Origin of the sequence: Prosthecobacter sp. (genome assembly GCF_044226605.1) — a bacterium.
GTDB lineage: Bacteria > Verrucomicrobiota > Verrucomicrobiia > Verrucomicrobiales > Verrucomicrobiaceae > Prosthecobacter.
On sequence record NZ_JBGAGS010000005.1, the window covers coordinates 341,506 to 359,289 of the forward strand.

Consider the following 17,784-nt stretch of genomic DNA (forward strand, 5'->3'; position numbering starts at 1 on the left):
CCCGTGGAGGCCGACGAAATCGGTTTGGAAAATCGCTATATTTCAGGGGCAAGATGGGGCACACCCTTGGTGTCCATGTCCAGCCCAGCCACGCTTCCCATCTTTGAACTCCGCCAGTCCTTCACCGCCGCTCTCTTGGATCCGGCGCTGCCGAATCTTTTGATCAAAGCGCCGACGGGGTCAGGCAAGTCCACGCAGATCCCGCAGTTTGTGCTGGACTCCGGGCTGCTGCCTGAAGGCAAGCGCTGCATCGTGCTGCAGCCAAGACGCATCGCGGCGCGCATGCTGGCGCAGCGTGTGGCGAGGGAGCGTAATGCACGGCTGGGTGGCGAGGTGGGCTATCAGGTGCGGTTTGAAAACATCACCAGCAAGGAGACGCGGCTGAGCTATGTGACGGAAGGGGTGATGCTGCGGCAGATGCTGGAGGATCCGCAGCTCGAGCGCGTGGGCTGCATTGTGATCGATGAATTTCATGAGCGGCATCTGGATGGTGATTTGGTGCTGGCTTTTGCGCGGCAGCTTCAGCGCACGCGGCGGCCGGATTTGAAGATCGTGGTGATGTCTGCCACGCTGGTGCCGGGGCCGCTGGTGGACTTCATGCAGCCTTCGAAGCTGCTGGAGTCGGCAGGGCGCACGTTTCCGGTGGAGGTGCATTATCAGGCGCCGCTGCAGCTCAAGACCGGGTATCCGGAGCCGATCTGGGACCAGGCGGCGCGTGCGTGTGAAGATCTGGCGAATTCTCCGGGATTCAGCGGAGACATGCTGGTCTTCATGCCGGGGGGGCATGAGATCCGCAAGACCATCGCGGCAATCCAAGGGCGCAGCTTTGCGCGGGGTCGGCGGGTGGTACCGTTGCATGGCGAGCTGACGCCGCAGGATCAGGATGCCGCGGTGACGCCGGGCGAGCAGCCGAAGATCATCGTGAGTACGAACGTGGCTGAAACTTCGCTCACGATTGAAGGGGTACGCGCGGTGGTGGATGGCGGGCTGGCGCGAACGGCGTCGTATGATCCGCGCCGTGGCATCAACACGCTGACGGTGCAGAAGATCAGCCGCGCCTCCGCCGAGCAGCGTGCGGGACGCGCGGGGCGTCTTGGGCCGGGAATTGCCATACGTCTGTGGACACAGCGCGAGCACCTGCTGCGACCTGAGAGTGAACTGCCTGAGGTGCAGCGGCTGGATTTGAGCGAGGCATTCCTGGCGCTGCGGGTGCTTTCACGTGAGCCGTTTGACTGGTTTGAAGCTCCGACGCCTGCATCAGCGGCTCGTGCGGAGAATCTGCTGCATGATCTGGGCGCGATCGATCACGAAGGGCGTATCACGACGCTGGGAAAACAGATGAGCCGGTTTCCGCTGCATCCGCGCTTCTCACGCATGCTGCTGGCGGCTGCGCAGTTTGGATGTTTGCGCGAGGCCACGCTGTGCGCGGCGGCTTCGCAGGGACGAGATATTTTGCTGGTGGGGAAAAACAATGCCTCGCACAAAAACGAGGACCTGTGGGAGCATGACGACATCACCGAGTTCCAAGCGATCCTGCGCGCCTTTGCGCGGGCGGATGCGCTGAGCTTCAATGCCGACGAGTGCGCGCGCTACGGCATCCACGCCAATGCCTCGCGCGAAGCAGCGCGCAGTGCGGACCAGTTCTTGCAACTGGCGAAACGCTCGGGGCTGCCGATCAATGATGAAGTGGCTGATCCGGTGGCGCTCGCGAAAACCTTGCTCGCGGCATTTAGCGATCATCTCGGAGTGGAGACCAGCACGGGGAGCCGCATCTACCGCCTCGCGGGTGGCTACAGCGGGCATCTGGGGAAGGATGCGCACATCCGGCCGCCGCGCCTCATTGTCGCTTCGGAGATTGTGGAGGTACAGGGCAAGGCGCTGACGGTGCAGCTGAACAACTGCACGCGCATTGAGGAGGAGTGGCTGCGGGAATTGTTTCCAGAGGACTTCACCACTGGCAACCGTGCCAATTATGATGCGGTGAACCGCCGCGTGATGAATCTGGAGGAGGTGCGCTTCCGCAGCCTCGTGCTCAGCAGCCGCGAACGCGGCGAGCCGGATGAATCGACGGCGGCGAGTTTGCTCGCAGCCGAAGTAATCGCAGGGCGGCTGCAGCTCACCAACTGGAACGAGAAAGTGGAGCAGTGGATCACCCGCGTGAACTGCCTTTCCAAATGGATGCCCGACCTCGAGATCCCCGCCATCGGCGAGGAGGACCGACATTTGATCATCGAACAGGTCTGCACCGGTGCCATCGCGTACCGTCAGCTTAAGGACAAAGACATCTTCCCTGCCCTGCACCAGTGGCTGAGCCACTCGCAGCGCGAGATGCTGGACAAGTATGCGCCCGAACGTTACGCGCTGAAGAACGGCAAGACGGCGCGAATTGTTTATGATGAGAAGCAGCCCCCAAGCGTGAGCGTTGTGCTGCAGCAGATGTATGACATCAACGAAAACCCCAAGGTGGCCGCAGGTCGCATCAGCGTGACGGTGCATCTGCTATCACCGGCGCAGAGGCCGATCCAGACGACGGGAGATATTGGGAGGTTTTGGCGCGAGGGATACCCGGCGGTGAAGGCGCAGCTGCGGGGGAGGTATCCGAAGCATGAGTGGCGGTGAGCGGATGGCAATTCCTGCTAAAACTTGCAGAGCAGCCACTTGCCAGCCCTATTGGTTACCAAGACCCCATGCCTTCTGTCTTCATCAGCTGCTGTCGTGATTGTAGAAACCTCTCTCACGGAGAAAAAGTCACGGTCCCTGCTGCAGCGCTGCGGACACTCTCCAACAGGCGAATCAGAACCACCATCCCAATAATGGCATGAAAACCGAGCTGGAAAAGGGTGATCGTGAAGCCAATCAGGCCCGAGATTTTCTGGCGGCCAAAATTCCTGTTTTTGAAGTCGTTCTTGCGCCATTCCCCGCGTCCGAACTGGTTTACCTGTACCGGCACCGCCGTCTCATCCGTCCATCATTTCAAGAACTGGCCCTTATACTAGCCAGCGCACTGAACGCACTCTCGACCGACTCTATTGGCCGCCCCAGCAGGGCAACGAATTCGCATGTGCCCTTTGCCTTCTGGCTGTCGAAGCTCAGCCTATCGGATTGGTTGAAGCTTATTGTTGAAGTGGAGCAATGGACGCACGACGACCGGCGAACGCTTGTAACTCCAGCCGAGTGGGCTGACGCCTTCCCAGCCGAAAGTCTCGATGTGAAATGGAGAGAACTATCCTGTCATCCTGCACCGCCTGTCCGGCAGCTTTGTGCCGCGTGGCTAAGAGCTTCCAAAGAGGAGCGGCAAGTTCTTTTGCTGCACGAGCTTGGCAGAGATCAAGATTATGGAGTGTGCATGGAATCTGTGAAAACCATCGCCACCCTGTCGCAGGAGCAGGCCCTGCCTCTGCTGCGTGAGATTGCCAAAGAAGGAGACGAGTATGCGCGGAGGGACGCCATGAAGGCCATCGCCGCCTTTCAGCAAGAGCAAGACCTGCCGCTGCTGCGTGAGTTTGCCAAAGCCCAAGATCCGTACACCCGCAGCGATGCCGTGAGATGCATTGCAAGCCTTCCGCAAGAGCAAGCATTGCCCCTGCTGCGCGAGCTCGTCAAAGCAGAGGACTGGCTTGGGCGTATGAAGATCGTACCCGCCATCGCCAGCTTTCAGCAGGAGGAGGACGCCACCCTGATGCGCGAGCTTATCGACGAAAATGACTATAGTCTGAGCGGCATAGCCATCAAAGCCATCGCATCATCTCAGAAAGAGCGGTCCCTGCCTCTGCTGCGTGATCTTACCAAAGACAAAGATTGTCATTCCCGATCCGAAGCCGTGATGGCCATCGCAGGCTTCCTGCAGGAGCAGGACCTGCCTCTGATGCGCGACCTTGCAAAAGACGGACACAGTGATGTGAGCCGCGCAGCCGTGAAGGCGATCGGAAACTTCAAAAAACAGCAGGATCTGCCGCTGCTACGCGAACTCACCAAGAGTGAGAACGAACATGTGCGTAAAGAAGCCATACAGGCTGTTGCCGGCTTCCGGCAAGCGCAGGATCTGCCTCGCCTGAAGGACCTTCTGAAAGACAGGAATGATGATGTACGCAGTGAGGCGGCAAAGGCCATCGGGAGCTTCCCTCATCATCTAGCTCTGCCGCTGCTGCGCGAAGCAGCCAGGGATGAAGCTTGGTATGTGCGCTCGGAGGTTGCCAGCCCCATCGCCAGCTTCCAACAGAAGGAGGATCTGCCATTGCTGCTCGAACTTGCCCAAGAGGAAGACACTTCTGTGTGCAGGGAAGCTCTAAAAGGCATCGCCAGTTTTGCCCCTTCAGAAAAAAAGCCACTTCTTCTCCAGCTAATCCATTCAAAGGATAATGTAGCCTCCAGGGATGCCGTGATATCATTGATGCCACTGCTTACACGGGAGGATTTGGAAGCACTTCTTAATGAACATGAGAAAACGCTCAGCGCAGGTGCCCTGGCTGCACTGGACAGCATTTTATACATGCCAGAATGGCTCGGAGTGGGATTGAAGATGAACGAGCTTAAGGCGGAGAACTGAGAGCCATGCCTTGGCGTATTTTCGTCTGCAAACAATCCTGCCAACGATTTTACGTTACATAGCTCCAGGAAACTCATCCGCTTATGGCACAATCAAAACGCGTGTGCCTTTGCTGACGAGGTCGTGGAGTTGGAGGAGGTCGGCTTTGCGGAGGCTGAGGCAGCCCCAGGTGAGGTGGTGGGGGCCGTCGGGCCAGTCGGAGATCCAGCCGTGGATGCCGATGCCGTCGCCAAGCGGGGTGCCGCGGGGGGCCATGGAGCCGTGGTGCGCGGCGGTGGTGATGTGGTCGTGCTGCTTCTGGGTGATGCGCTTTTCGCTGAGGGCGGTGCGGGCATCGTAGGCGTTGGGGTAGTTCAGGCGAAGCCAGGCGGCGCCGAGGTAAGCGCCGTAGGTGCCGTCGAAGGGGCCTTTGGATTTTTGGGTGATGCGGTATTCGCCCACGGGCGTGCGGTTGTCGCCATCGGTGGTTTTTCGCCGCCTGCCGTCCTGGCCCAGGGCCATGGGGAGGGTGAGTTTTGCCTGTCCTTTTTCGCAGACGTGGAGCTGGTAGGCGTGTTTGATGGCGATGATGACGCGCTCCTCTTTGGCGGGCACGAGCAGGTGGCGATGGCTGCGAATGAAGGAAGAGACGCTGGTGGGCCAGGTGGCGGCTTCGGCGTAGAGGAGATGGCGCAGGGTGAGGGTGAGATGGGCGGGGGCGTCGTGTGAACCGGGCGCGATTTTAGCGATGGGCTGGCGGCGTTTTACCGGGTCGCCGGGCTTGAGGGTGCAGGCGTGGATGCCGGTGTAGCCGGTGAGGAGGTGCTGAGGCTGGCCGTTTTCGAGATAGTGGTGCTCCAGCCACACTTCGCCGTCTTTGACTTCGGTGACGGTGCCTGCGGCCATGGCATGCACGGGTTGGTTGGCGTCGGTGTCAGCGCCGCCGCTGCCGTTCGAGGTTTCCTGGGCTTCGAGACTGAGTGCGTCGATGACTTGCGTCTCTGTTTTCCAGGATTTGTACCGGCGTTTGGTGGCGAGGTCGGTGTAGCCTGCTGTGCCGTCGGGTCCGCCGACGGGGAAGTCGAAGCCTTCGGCGAGATCGGGAGCGAGGAAGGCCGAGAGATCCTGCGCTGGGAGAGAGCAGGTCAGGAAGAGGCAGAGAAAGAGGAACCGGCTCATCCGCAGCTTTCCAGCATCTCACTTCTGCATTTCTCGCGACTGAGCGAAAGGTGAGGAGTTTTCAATGGCAGCAAATTCATCCGACGACTGTTTTAACAAAAGAACGATCCTATCGGCAAGAGACGAATAGCTTCCAAATTTAGCATGTCGCGTTCAGATATGATCGCTTACAAAGTAACGAAATTCAAAGACCATGAAAAGCTGGCTCTCCAAACTTATCGGATTCAAGGATCCTACTCCCAAGCAAGTTGACAACGAGAAGACGGTCCGCTTTCGCGAGTTTTTAAAGACTTTTGAAGAGGACATGGAATGCAAAAACATATTCGGAGCCTTTGACGAACAAGCCTACGAACAGTTTAAACTAAAAGCGAAGACTGCTCTGCCTGAAAGCTTTGAAGCGTATCTGCGTGCTTACAACGGAGGCATTCCCAATGGAGTGTCTCACGAATTTGGAATGCTGTTCTCAATGCAAACCAATGAAATGGAGGCCTCCCTGCTGTCCACACTTCACTGGCCGCAGCCACCGGGAAAAGAGAACCTGCTTCCGATCGGCCGGGATGGAGCCATGGGACTGTTCTTGATATCGCTCAATGGCGCAGACTTTGGAGTCATTTACTCGTGCTTTGCGTGGTCGGATGAGGCTGAAGGCAGCTTAACCTATGAGGACAACCTCCACAAAGTGGCCGATTGTTTCTCCCAAATGTTTCGTGTGAAGCGCGAGTACGAATAGCCTACTCCCCGATGCAATACAGAGTCTTGGCGGAGCGGAGGAAAAGCTGGCCGTTGCTGATGGCGGGGGTGGCGCTGTGGTCGGAGGTGTCGCCTTCGATTTTGTTGCGGGAGATGAGTTCGAATTTGGGGCCGAGTTTGATGACGAGTACTTCGCCTCGGCGCCCGACGTGGTAGAGGTGGCCATTGGCAGCGACGGGCGAGGCGTAGTCCCCGCCGCCCATGCCTCCACCACCTCCTCTGCGGCCACCACCGAAGCCTTGATTGCCACCGCCGCCGAAGCCTTGGTTGCCGCCTTGCGGAGCGGCAGCAGCACCGCCGGTGGACTCGATGCGTTCAGTGTAGATCTCGGTGCCGGTTTTGGCATCGCGGCAGGTGGCGATGGAGCCGCTGATCCAGTAGAGGCGGTCTTCCCAGAGGATGGGGGTGGAGATACGGGAACCGTTGGACCCGGTCCAGAGGGTGTTGGTGGCGCTGACATCGCCTTTGCCGCCAGCTTTGACGGCGATGGAGCCGCCGCCGCGTTCGCCCATGGCAAAGATGGCCTTGCCATCGGTGACGACGCTGTTGCAGACGGAGTCGCTTTGCAGGCCCTGCGCATACCAGCGCAGCTTGCCGGTGTCGGGATTGAAGGCCCAGATCTCTCCGGGCACGGCGATGGCGAGATCGGCGTGGTCGTCCACCTGCACGACAATGGGTGTGCCCCAGGTGCCGGCGAAGCCTTCGGAGGGCGCTTTCCAGAGCTGCTTGCCGGTGTTTTTGTCGAAGCCATACAGGGCCTGGCTTTCCACGAGGGCAGGCACGATGAGGACATCGCCATTCAGCACCGGACTGGAGGCGCTGCCCCAGCCCCGGCGGTCGTCCCAGTCACCCACTTCGGCCTGCCAGAGGGGCTTGCCCTCCATGTCGAAGGCATGCACGCCTGATTTGCCAAAGAAGGCGAAGACGCTTTTACCATCGGAGACGGGGGTGTGGCTGGCGTAGCCGTTCTGGGCAAACATGCCGCCATAGCGCTCTTCAGGCTGCTTGGCGGGCACGGCGCGGTCCCAGAGGATTTTGCCGTTGGTGCGATCGATGCAGATGAGGTGGCGGGCCAGCGCGGAGATGTCGCCGGAGGACTGCTGGCCTTCGGTGGCGTAGCCGCTCCAGCAGGTGACGAAAACACGGTCCCCCACGACAATGGGGCTGGAGGAACCGGGGCCGGGAAGAGCGGTCTGCCACTTGAGGTTTTTGGTGGCACTCCATTCCACCGGCACGGGTTTGTCATCCGGAGCAATGCCGCTGCCGTTGGGCCCGCGGAAGCGCGGCCAGTCGGCGGCGCTGGCGGTAAAGGTGGAGGACAGCAGAAGCAGCAAGGAAAAGCGCGTGATCATGAGGGCGTGTAACCTTGGGATTCGGCGGTGGTTGCGCGTGCATGCGCGCACGTGGTGATTTCTAGACGCCGCACTCGGAGAGTGCGGACCACTTCACGCTGAATAAATCGGGAGCTTTAGACTGCGACGGGCTTTGCAGCGAGCTGCGCGGCCTGCTCCACCCAATGCTCGCGCTGAATGCGGTCTTTGAAGGCGAGGCGGGCGGAGAACTCCTTGACGAGATCATCATCCCACGCGGCGATCTGGGCAAAGGTGTAGATGCCGAGCTCGTGAAGCCGCTGCTGCAGAACCTGCGAGACGCCTTTGAGCTCGGTGAGATCGTCGATTTGTTCGGGCCTGGATTTGTAGATCAACCCCAGTTTGGGATCGAGCTCCGGATGAAAATCCAGCGCTGGCAGAGGAGGCACCGAAAGTTCAATGACGGTCGGAAGGGTCTCATCGGCAGGAGAAGGGTGCTTTTCATCCGAAGAGGAAGGAGCCTCGTCTCCGGGCGCAGCTTCTTCTTCCCCTTCTTTGTGCGGCGGCGGAGAAATGATGGCGGACAGGGGAGAGCCGTGACGCGCTGTCTCGTGGGGAAGATCTGCCGAAGAAACGAGCGGCGGTTCGTCCCCAGGCTCGGCTGAGGGCGCTTCCAGAGCTTGGTCGGGCGTCGAGTCCATCTCCTTATCATCCGTTTTCGCAATGATTTCTGGAGGCATGGCGGCGGCAGCGCTTGCCGACCTCACTTTGATGATATTGGCGGGAGCCTTGGGAAGTTCATCTTTGGCGGGGCTTTGCAGAGCCGGCACAACTGGCGGCGGGAGAACCTCCTGTGTGGTAATGGATTCCTCGGTGAAAGCAGGAGCGTCCCCAGTCGAGTTCGCGCTCTCCTTTTTCGGCATGTGAATGGTCTCGGTGGCCATGGCCAGGGCCGCTCCAGCTTTGATGGAATGATCCCCGATCTTGCGCTTCAAAACCGCGATTTCCTCCTTCATGGCGGCCGCCTCGGCACGCAGTTCACGTGTCTGCCGCTTGTAACGCCCCCAGGTGGCGTAGCCAAAGAGCATGCCCACCACGAAGAAAATGAATCCCAGCACACAGACAAAAGCAAAACTGTGCATGAGCATGTAGACCAGCGGCTCGGAGGAAAGGGACTCGAAATCGAATTTCATGAGCGGCTATTTGATGAGGAGTTCGACGCTGCGTGGGCTGGCAGGAGCGGAGGGTGAACCTGCAGGCACCGAATCAAACACCACGGCGCTGATGTCAGCTGCGGGCACGCCCTGCTCCACCAGGAAGGAATGCACCGCATCGGCACGAGCCTTGCCAATGTTTTTTTCAACCACCTCCGGACCGGCTGGGTCCGGATGTGCGCCAATCACCAATCCCAGCGAGGGCCCTGCGGCGAGCAGCGTGGGCGCCAGCGTGGCGAGTTTCGTCTGCTCGAGAGGGGGGATCTGTGCTGAGCCGGCATCAAAGACGATCACCACACCACGCAATTCCTCACGCAAGGTCTTGATGGTTTCGGGCGGCAGCCTGGACTGGATTTGATATTCAGGGAAGTGGTAGAGGGATGGCACCAAAGTGAACTGGGCATCCACCTTCGCCGCCCCCGTCACAGGCCGCAGCAGCGCGAGCCAGGAGCTTTCCATCTGCCGCGTGGCGACTCCTTTGAGATGGGGAATACCGTCGCTCTGAATGTCAAACGAGCGGGGTGGCGGCACACTGAAAAAGCTGCGTACAAACGCAGCCAGCAGCTCCGGCTTGGCAAACGCGGCAGGAAAAACGTGCGGACTGGCCTTGAGCGCGGCGGGATCCACCACCCGCGCACCGGCGACTTCAGCCAGGGCGGCCACCAGCTCCCCTTTCAGCTTGGTGTCTGGAAGCAGGCCCGTGAGCACGATGGCATCTGCCTTTGCACGAATGTGCAGCTCGGCCGGAACGCGCAGAGTGTCGATGATCGGCTTGAGAAAGGCGCTGCCGGCAGACAGGGGAGGCTTGGCACCCTCCGGCCAGCGCACGAGACCGGCCGTGTGGAGGTCTGCCGTATCGATCACCAAATCGGGGCGCAGTTCGGACAGGAGGCCTCGGACGTTGCGGACTTCATCGCCTTCCGGAAACCAGCCGCTGAGCCGCAGGGTGTTCCCATCCTGCCTGGCACCCAGGCTGGCCAGCACGTGAATGCGTTCTGCATCTGGCAGCATGCGGAGGGGGCCAAGGGTGCGCAGGGAGTCGAGCGCCCGCTGCCGTGCAGGCGGGTCCGGCGCCTCCCCGCTGACCGCCATGTCAAAAAAGCGTATGCTGACCACGGGATTGCGCACCCCGGCCGCCTTCAGGCGCGTCATGGCCTCATCGGTCAGCGGGCGGAGATTGTCATTGCAGAACAGCCAGGCATGCACACCTGCCGCCACAGGCAGGAGGATCAGCATGAAAAGGCAGAGGCGGAGACGCATGAAAGAGTGTGCGGAGTGGCAATTGACACAACGGAGCCGGAACCGATAATCCGCGGCCCCCGCTGGCGGCGTACCGTTAAAGTACACCGCCTGCGAGTAAAGAACTAACTGTTACACCTTACCTAACCAAAACCACACGCCCATGTCAGTCGTCATCGCCGGAACCGTCGCCCTCGACAACGTCAAAACCCCGCAAGATTCGCAGGAAAACCTGCTCGGAGGTTCCGCCAGCTACGCGGCGCTGGCCGCCAGCATTTTCTGCCAGCCCATCCACCTCGTGGGCGTGATCGGACATGATTTCCCCAAGCCGCATCTCGACATGCTGGCCGCACGTGGCATCACGCTTGACGGCCTGGAGCACAGCTCCGGAGAATCTTTCACCTGGACTGGCGAATACCACGAGGACATGAACAACCGCACCACGCACAAGGTGGGCATCAATGTGCTGGAGCAGTGGCAGCCCAAGCTCCCCGCCGCCGCCAAGGCAGCCAAGGTGGCCGTGGCCGCCAACATGAGCCCGGACAACCAGATGCAGATGCTCGACCAGGTGCAGGCAGATTTCGTGACCGCAGACACCATGGATCTCTGGATCAACATCGCCAACGAACGCCTGCACGAAGTACTCAAGCGCATCGACCTGCTCGTCATCAATGACGGCGAAGCCAAGGAGTTTGCCGGCACGACCAACCTCGTGGACGCCGGGCGCAAGCTGCAGGCCAAGGGGCCGCGCTTCGTCATCGTCAAGCGTGGGGAGCACGGCAGCTTCCTGTTTGGTGAGAAGCCTGAAGAATTCTTCGCCTGCTCCGCCTATCCGCTGCACAGCGTGTTTGACCCCACAGGCGCCGGAGACTCCTTCCTCGGCGGCCTGTCCGGCTGGCTGGCGGCGAACGGCAAGACCAAGCCCACTTTTGAAGACCTCAAAACCGCCGTCGTCCACGGCAGCGTGACCGCCAGCTACACCTGCGAGGCTTTCAGCACGCACAAGCTGCAGACGGTGACGAAGGCGGACATCGCCGCGCGTATTGCGGAGCTGCGCAGCTTTACAAGCTTCGCTTGAGTTTGCCATGGTTGGCAGTTGTTTGCGGTGGTTTGCGATTGTTTCCAAACCACCCTAGATGCCTCGTTCTGATGGCTCGGCCAACCACTGCAAACCATCGCCAACGACTGCCAACAACCGCAAACTTCCCCCCTCCCCTTCCCCATGTGGACCCCCATCAAGACCTTCAAGGACATCAAGCTGGAAAAAACCAGCGACGGCATCGCCAAGATCACCATCAACCGTCCAAAGGTGCGGAACGCCTTCCGCCCGCTGACGGTGAAGGAGATGCTGGAGGCACTGGAGATCGTGCATGAAGACCGCAGCGTGGGGGTCATCATCCTGTGCGGGGAGGGCCCCCTGGCCTTCTGCTCCGGCGGGGACCAGAAGGTGCGCGGAGACGCCGGCTACATAGGCGATGACGGAGTGCCGCGCCTGAACATCCTGGATGTGCAGCGCAAGATCCGCACCCTGCCAAAGCCGGTGGTGGCCATGGTGGCAGGCTACGCCATCGGTGGCGGCCACGTGCTGCATGTGGTGTGCGACCTGACGATCGCGGCGGAAAACGCGCGTTTTGGCCAGACCGGCCCCAAGGTCGGCAGCTTTGACGGCGGCCTCGGCTCCAGCTACCTGGCCCGCATTGTGGGACAGAAAAAGGCGCGGGAAATCTGGTACCTCTGCCGCCAGTATGACGCCAAGCAGGCTCTGGAAATGGGGCTGGTGAACACCGTGGTGCCGCTGGAACAGCTTGAAGAAGAAACCCTCAAGTGGTGCCGGGAGATGCTGCAGCACTCGCCGCTGGCCCTGCGCTGCCTCAAATCGGCCCTGAATGCAGACTGCGACGGCCAGATGGGCCTGCTCGACCTCGCCGGAAATGCGACCCTGCTCTATTACATGAGCGAGGAGGCCAAGGAGGGCAAAAACGCCTACGTGGAGAAGAGGAAACCCGATTTTTCCAAATTTCCGCGAGTTCCTTGAAAGTTGGGGAAAGATTCGAACTTAAAAGTCAAGGATGCCTTTATGGTTGCCACATCTGGCTGAGTTTGTATGATCGTCCCCCGTTCGTTGACACACTCTCCCCGACATGGCCAAACGTACCACCACAAAACCAGCTGCCCCTGCAGCCCCTTCGTCCTCAGCCTACGACCTCAAACAGATCCGCGAAATCGTCGGACTGATGGCTGAGAACAATCTGACCTATTTCCATAGCGAGCAACCCGGTGCCAAACTCGAACTCCGCAGGGGTTCTGACTTGGAAACCGTGAAGGAACTCCTTCAAAGCATGCCCGTGACCTCCGGAGCGCCTGTGGCCTACGCCGCCGCTCCTGCCCCGGTGGCTGCTGTCGCAGCCGCCCCAGCCCCCGCTCCTGCAGCCAGTGTCGCAGCCCCTGCCGCCGCCTCTGCGGCCATGGGCCCGACGATCAATTCCCCCATGGTGGGAACCTTCTACCGGAGCACCGCTCCGGGGGAGAAGCCCATGGTGAACATCGGCGACAGCGTGGACGAAAACTCCAACGTCTGCATCATCGAGGCCATGAAAGTCATGAATGAAATCAAGGCGGAAATGCGCGGCACCATCGCCCGCGTCCTGGTGGAAGACGGCAAGCCCGTCCAATACGGCCAGCCTTTGTTCGAGTTGAAAGCCTGATCCGCCAACCACCCTGCCCTTTCCTGATGCCCGGCCCCGCCCAATGCGGCCAGCCGGGGCATCAAACCAGGCAGCCCCTCCCCCACCTTCCGCGCCTCTCATGTTCAAAAAAGTCCTCGTTGCCAATCGTGGTGAAATCGCACTCCGCGTCATTCGTGCCTGCAAAGAACTCGACGTCAAAACCGTCGCGGTCTATTCGGAAGCCGATGTGGATTCCATGCATGTCCACCTTGCCGATGAAGCCATCTGCATCGGACCCGGCCCCAGCACCGAGAGCTACCTGAAAATGAGCCGCATCATCAGTGCGGCGGAAATTGCGAATGTGGACGCGATCCACCCCGGCTACGGCTTCCTCTCCGAAAAAGCGGAGTTCGCCGAAGTCTGCGACCAGTGCAAAATCAAGTTCATCGGCCCATCCGCCCGCGTCATCAGCATGATGGGGGACAAAAACGTGGCGCGTGAAACCGCGCTCAAAGCAGGCATGCCGATCACACCCGGCTCCGACGGCATCATCCACACGGAGGAGGAGGCGCTCGAGTGGGCGCGCAAAATCGGCTACCCAGTGATGGTCAAGGCCAGCGCTGGCGGCGGCGGCCGTGGCATGCGCCCGGTGCTCAATGAAGCCACGCTGGGCTCCAGCTTCCAAGCGGCGTCTTTGGAAGCCATGAAATGCTTTGGAGACGGCTCCATGTATATGGAAAAGCTGGTGGAAAAGCCGCACCACATTGAATTTCAGGTCGTTGCCGACTCTCATGGAAACGTGGTTCATCTGGGCGAGCGCGACTGCTCCATGCAGCGCCGCAATCAGAAGATCATCGAAGAGTGCCCTTCCCCAAAAATTTCCGCTGAAATGCGCAAGCGCATGGGCGACGCGACAGTGAAGCTCTGCAAAGAGATCGGCTACGAGAACTGCGGCACCATCGAGTTCCTCGTCGATAACAAGTGCGAGAACTTCTACTTCATGGAGATGAACACCCGTATCCAGGTGGAGCATCCCATCACGGAAGAAGTTTATGGCTGCGACCTGATCAAGGAGCAGATCCGCATCGCCGCCGGCCTGCCGCTGAGCGAGCACGTGGTGGACGCCCAGCCTCGTGGGCACGCCATCGAGTGCCGCATCAACGCCGAAGATCCGGCCCGCAATTTCGCCCCCAGCCCGGGCAAGATCAATCTGTGGTACACCTCCGGCGGCCGTGGCGTGCGCGTGGACACCCACGTCTATGCCGGTTACGCGGTGCCGCCGTATTATGACTCGATGATCGCCAAGCTCATCGTCACCGGTGCCACGCGCGATATCGCCATCCGCCGGATGCGCCGCGCACTTGGCGAATTTACGGTGGAGGGCATCAAGACGACGATCCCGCTGCAGAGCCAGATCCTGACCACCTCCGACTTCCAGCATGGTGAATACGACATCACCTGGGTGGAAAGCTTCCTGCGCCAGGAAGGTTTGAAGGCGTGAGGGCTGCGGGATTGAGTTCCGCACCTCTCTCATGAAACCTGCGAATCCTCCCAATCCCTATTCGGCACCGCGGAGCGATGTGTTGGTGCCGAGAGCTCCGGATGCATTCCTTCAACGCCCCTCTTCGACCAAGTGGCTCCTGGCTTTGATATGGATTATCACCGTGACCATGGCCTTGAGGACGCTGCGTGCATACCAAGAAGCAGGCAATGCATTTCCTGCGCACTACAACCCTTTTAGATTTGGCCTCGCGATTACGTGGGTGGCTGTTGTCTTAACCGCATTCCATGCCTTTAAGCGTTATCGCATTACTTACGTGTTAGGACTCTTGTGTCTGGTGCTGCTCGGCTGCCCTATTTTCTTCGTAACTTCTGACTCTCTCCGGACACTTGCTGCCAAGTGGAATCAACCCGTCAGCATTACTGAGAGCTGGGACATTCTTATCGTTCCTCCTCTAGTGTTCGTTTCATTGTACCTCAAACTTTGCTACCACTTCATCTTCGGCCTGCCGAGCCGCAGGTTTTACCGGATGACCCAGAAGTGATGCGCTACCAGATGATGCCCCAGTTCCGCCCCAGCGGGAAATAGCAGAACAGGCCCGGGCCGACGAGGTTGCGCTCGGGCACGGCACCCCAGTAGCGGCTGTCTGAGCTGTTGTAGCTGTTGTCACCCATGGCCCAGTATTCCCGCTTGTCGTCGCGGTTGGCGAGTTCGCGGACACTGTCTCTGGAAAGAAAGCCCATGTCCTGGTAGCCCCGGTAGTCGCCCTGCTTTGCAGCGACTCGCTTCATGCCGAATTCCTCGGCAGGCTTGCCATTCACCCACAGCTCAGGAGATCTCACCTCCAGCCGGTCTCCTGGCACGCCCACGAGCCGCTTGATGTAATGCTGGGAACCCTCCTCCGGCTTGACGTTCATGTAAGGGCTGCGGATGTTTTTTGTGGTGAAGACAAAGACCTCGCCGCGCGCTGGACGACGGAAATTGTAGGAAAATTTGTTCACCAAGACGTTGTCGCCCGTTTTCAGCGTTCCACGGGCGAGCAACTGGCCCTTGGTAATCTGTTTGCCACCGAGATCGAAGAGAGAGCGGACATATTGAGCGTCCGGGGTGATGCGGGAACCGTCCGCAGTGATTTGTGCTCCGACGAGTTCCAGGAAACCCAGGTTGAATTCGGCATCCGTGGCGAGCTGACGGATCGGCGCCCAGATCCACTGGGAAGTTCCATCTTCAAAGTGCATGCGGCAGTGGGCGAAGAACCCGAGGAAACTGTGCTCGGTCAGAGGATCTTCCATTCTCAGCTTGCCGGTGTGGCTGGCGACCACGTTGTAGTAGCTGGTTCCACCCACCCAGTCCCTGCACTGGGCCAGAATGTTGGGGGTCACATCCTTCTCGGTGTGGTTGGCCACGAGTCCGTAGAGCGTGGGCTGCATGGAGCCGGTGGGGATTTTGAATGGCTGCGCAATGTAGCTGCGAATGCCGAAGGCGATGACGATGGCGACGAAGAAAACCTCCACGTTTTCGCCGATGTCCGAATGCTCGACGTGCGGCAGTGCCTTTTCGCAGGCCTTGTTGATCTCCTCATTGAGCTCGCTGAGGCGTTTTTTATCCTTGGCGCGCATGGCTTCCTCCAGGCTCGAGCGCAAGGCGGTGATCTCCTCCAGCTTCGCCGCGGGAAGGATGTCGCGCTTGTAGTTGATGAAGCGGGTCACCCCCTTGTGCAGGAGTTTGGCGTGCTTGAGGTAGCGGGGAGTCAGGAAAAACATGGGGGAGCGGGAATACTAGGAGGTGGCGGGCAATGCTCAAGTGCTGTCAACGGCCCCCCACAGGATTTGATTCAACCCCGGGGCTCCACCACCAGCACGTCCCGCAGCACTTCGGCGGCAGCGGCATTGTCCGAACAAACGAGGCTGGCCGTGGTGCTGGATGCATCCCGCCGGAGGATGTGCATGGAGCGCAGGTCCAGTCCGGCGTCCTTCAGGCGCATGGCCACGGCAGCCAGGGCGCCGGGCCGGTCCTCCAGGCGAACGAGAAGGGTGTCCTGAGTGATGGCGCGGAATCCGTGCTCGCTGAGCGCCCGGAGCGCCTCGTCATAGCGGTCCACGCTGAGCACCACCACGCCATGATCTTCCACGCTTTCGACGTCGATTTCCTCAATATTGATGCCGCGCTCGGCAAGGCAGGCGGTGAGCCGGGCGGCGATGCCAAGCTCGTTTGGCACAAGGACGGTGAGCTGTTTCATGGGGAGGACTTCAGGGAGGCGGCAAAGTCGGAGACAAAGGCGTCAATGGTGGCGCGGCTGACGTGCTGCATGACGATGAGGTGGCCGATGTTTTTGCGCGGGGCGATGATCCAGCGCTCCATCATGGCGGGTGGAGGCTTGGGAAATACGACGGTGATGGAGTTCGGATGGCGCCAGGCTTCGATGCCATGGCTGCGCAACTGCTGCACGGCGTACTCCGCATTTTCCAGGCACTTGTGTACCATATCCCGCAATCCCGCCTCTCTGAGGGTGCGGAGGCGGTACCACAGAAGGAGCGGAGAAAAGGCGCTGCGTGAACCGGCGATGGTGGTGTCCAGCGCGCCGATGTACTCGATGGAACGGGCGATGCGGTCCACATTGGCCTTGCGGGCGAGCACCACGCCGCAGGGCACGGGGGAGCCGAGCATCTTGTGACCGCTGATGGAGATGCTGTCCGCACCGTGGGCGAAGTTCCATGGCTGCGGCTGGTCCACAAAGGGGAGGATCATGCCGCTGAGGGCTGCATCGGCATGGATGTAGGCATTGCCTATGGCCAGGTCTTCCATGATCTCGCGGATTTTTGCCAGGTCATCCACCGCGCCTTTCATGGTGGTGCCGATGTTGGCAAAGATGATGGGCGGCACATCGCGGTGGATGCGCAGGGTCTCGCGCAGGTCGGCGTAGTCCATCTGGCCGTCCGGCTGGCTTTTGATCATGATGTTGCGCGTGTGCTGGAGGCGGAGGACTTTGGCCACGCTGTAGTGGGTGTCTTCGCTGAAGTAGCAGATGCCTTCGGGGTAGATCTCCCGCGCCACATAGAGGCCGTACATGTTTCCCTCCGTCCCGCCACTGGTCACGTAGCCCCACCATTCGTCCGCAGGCGCCTGGGTGAATCGGGCGAAGTCTGCCAGCACCTCGCGCTCAAACTCCATGGTGTTGAGGCGGTAGTTGGTGCTGTGGAAGGGATCGCCGACGTTATTGATGCTGAACTCGAGGAAGCGGAAAAGCTCGGTGTAGTCGAACGCCTGATTGGTGGGGTAGCCGACATTGCGCGTGCTGGCGGCACGCAGACGCTCGTGCAGGGCGTCAAGCCGCTGCCGGTCCGCAGGACTGAGGTTGGAAGGAGTCACGGCAAAGAGGATACTCCTGGAAACCTTGCAA

15 protein-coding genes are annotated in these 17,784 nt (G+C 60.1%); 8 read left to right on the forward strand and 7 right to left on the reverse strand.

The window, feature by feature from the left end; all coding sequences use genetic code 11:
* Nucleotides 1-75 precede the first annotated feature (75 nt).
* Nucleotides 76-2,619 (forward strand): ATP-dependent helicase HrpB, encoded by a 2,544-nt coding sequence (hrpB, locus tag ACILSO_RS08825; protein WP_395737020.1) that lies wholly within the window; start codon nucleotides 76-78, stop codon nucleotides 2,617-2,619.
* A 199-nt stretch (nucleotides 2,620-2,818) separates the two neighbouring features.
* The gene (locus ACILSO_RS08830; protein ID WP_395737021.1) at nucleotides 2,819-4,546 is read left to right on the forward strand and encodes a HEAT repeat domain-containing protein; all 1,728 of its coding nucleotides are present in this window, start codon (nucleotides 2,819-2,821) and stop codon (nucleotides 4,544-4,546) included.
* Nucleotides 4,547-4,627: 81 nt separating this feature from the next.
* Here the strand turns inward: ACILSO_RS08830 and ACILSO_RS08835 are convergent, their stop codons facing one another.
* Nucleotides 4,628-5,704, reverse strand: a complete 1,077-nt coding sequence (locus ACILSO_RS08835; RefSeq protein WP_395737022.1) for a L,D-transpeptidase family protein — start codon at nucleotides 5,702-5,704, stop codon at nucleotides 4,628-4,630.
* 193 nt (nucleotides 5,705-5,897) lie between these two features.
* Between ACILSO_RS08835 and ACILSO_RS08840 the strand changes: the two genes are divergently transcribed.
* Nucleotides 5,898-6,434, forward strand: a complete 537-nt coding sequence (locus tag ACILSO_RS08840; protein ID WP_395737023.1) for an SMI1/KNR4 family protein — start codon at nucleotides 5,898-5,900, stop codon at nucleotides 6,432-6,434.
* Nucleotide 6,435: 1 nt separating this feature from the next.
* Here the strand turns inward: ACILSO_RS08840 and ACILSO_RS08845 are convergent, their stop codons facing one another.
* The 3 genes from ACILSO_RS08845 to ACILSO_RS08855 all read right to left on the reverse strand — a co-directional run bounded on the left by ACILSO_RS08845 (nucleotide 6,436) and on the right by ACILSO_RS08855 (nucleotide 10,238).
* On the reverse strand, nucleotides 6,436-7,806 hold the full coding sequence (locus ACILSO_RS08845; protein WP_395737024.1) for a PQQ-binding-like beta-propeller repeat protein: 1,371 nt from the start codon (nucleotides 7,804-7,806) through the stop codon (nucleotides 6,436-6,438).
* A 116-nt stretch (nucleotides 7,807-7,922) separates the two neighbouring features.
* Complete coding sequence (locus tag ACILSO_RS08850) at nucleotides 7,923-8,957, reverse strand: hypothetical protein (RefSeq protein ID WP_395737025.1); 1,035 nt, start codon at nucleotides 8,955-8,957, stop codon at nucleotides 7,923-7,925.
* A gap of 6 nt (nucleotides 8,958-8,963) precedes the next feature.
* Nucleotides 8,964-10,238 (reverse strand): OmpA family protein, encoded by a 1,275-nt coding sequence (locus ACILSO_RS08855; RefSeq protein ID WP_395737026.1) that lies wholly within the window; start codon nucleotides 10,236-10,238, stop codon nucleotides 8,964-8,966.
* A gap of 142 nt (nucleotides 10,239-10,380) precedes the next feature.
* Between ACILSO_RS08855 and ACILSO_RS08860 the strand changes: the two genes are divergently transcribed.
* The 5 genes from ACILSO_RS08860 to ACILSO_RS08880 all read left to right on the forward strand — a co-directional run bounded on the left by ACILSO_RS08860 (nucleotide 10,381) and on the right by ACILSO_RS08880 (nucleotide 14,928).
* Nucleotides 10,381-11,295, forward strand: a complete 915-nt coding sequence (locus ACILSO_RS08860; protein ID WP_395737027.1) for a PfkB family carbohydrate kinase — start codon at nucleotides 10,381-10,383, stop codon at nucleotides 11,293-11,295.
* A 144-nt stretch (nucleotides 11,296-11,439) separates the two neighbouring features.
* Complete coding sequence (menB, locus tag ACILSO_RS08865) at nucleotides 11,440-12,252, forward strand: 1,4-dihydroxy-2-naphthoyl-CoA synthase (protein ID WP_395737028.1); 813 nt, start codon at nucleotides 11,440-11,442, stop codon at nucleotides 12,250-12,252.
* A gap of 106 nt (nucleotides 12,253-12,358) precedes the next feature.
* Complete coding sequence (gene accB, locus ACILSO_RS08870) at nucleotides 12,359-12,922, forward strand: acetyl-CoA carboxylase biotin carboxyl carrier protein (protein ID WP_395737029.1); 564 nt, start codon at nucleotides 12,359-12,361, stop codon at nucleotides 12,920-12,922.
* A 100-nt stretch (nucleotides 12,923-13,022) separates the two neighbouring features.
* Nucleotides 13,023-14,384 (forward strand): acetyl-CoA carboxylase biotin carboxylase subunit, encoded by a 1,362-nt coding sequence (accC, locus tag ACILSO_RS08875; RefSeq protein WP_395737030.1) that lies wholly within the window; start codon nucleotides 13,023-13,025, stop codon nucleotides 14,382-14,384.
* A gap of 31 nt (nucleotides 14,385-14,415) precedes the next feature.
* Nucleotides 14,416-14,928 (forward strand): hypothetical protein, encoded by a 513-nt coding sequence (locus tag ACILSO_RS08880; protein ID WP_395737031.1) that lies wholly within the window; start codon nucleotides 14,416-14,418, stop codon nucleotides 14,926-14,928.
* Between the two features lie 4 nt (nucleotides 14,929-14,932).
* On the opposite strand, the gene lepB is transcribed toward ACILSO_RS08880, so the two are convergent.
* The 3 genes from lepB to ACILSO_RS08895 all read right to left on the reverse strand — a co-directional run bounded on the left by lepB (nucleotide 14,933) and on the right by ACILSO_RS08895 (nucleotide 17,753).
* Nucleotides 14,933-16,147 carry a signal peptidase I gene (gene lepB, locus ACILSO_RS08885; RefSeq protein WP_395737032.1) on the reverse strand — a complete coding sequence of 405 codons (1,215 nt, stop codon included), beginning with the start codon at nucleotides 16,145-16,147 and terminating at the stop codon, nucleotides 14,933-14,935.
* Nucleotides 16,148-16,218: 71 nt separating this feature from the next.
* Nucleotides 16,219-16,623 carry an ACT domain-containing protein gene (locus ACILSO_RS08890; RefSeq protein WP_395737033.1) on the reverse strand — a complete coding sequence of 135 codons (405 nt, stop codon included), beginning with the start codon at nucleotides 16,621-16,623 and terminating at the stop codon, nucleotides 16,219-16,221.
* Nucleotides 16,620-17,753: a histidine decarboxylase gene (locus ACILSO_RS08895; RefSeq protein WP_395737034.1), complete on the reverse strand. Its 1,134-nt coding sequence runs from the start codon at nucleotides 17,751-17,753 to the stop codon at nucleotides 16,620-16,622. The genes ACILSO_RS08890 and ACILSO_RS08895 overlap by 4 nt, the downstream gene beginning before the upstream one ends.
* Nucleotides 17,754-17,784: the final 31 nt, after the last annotated feature.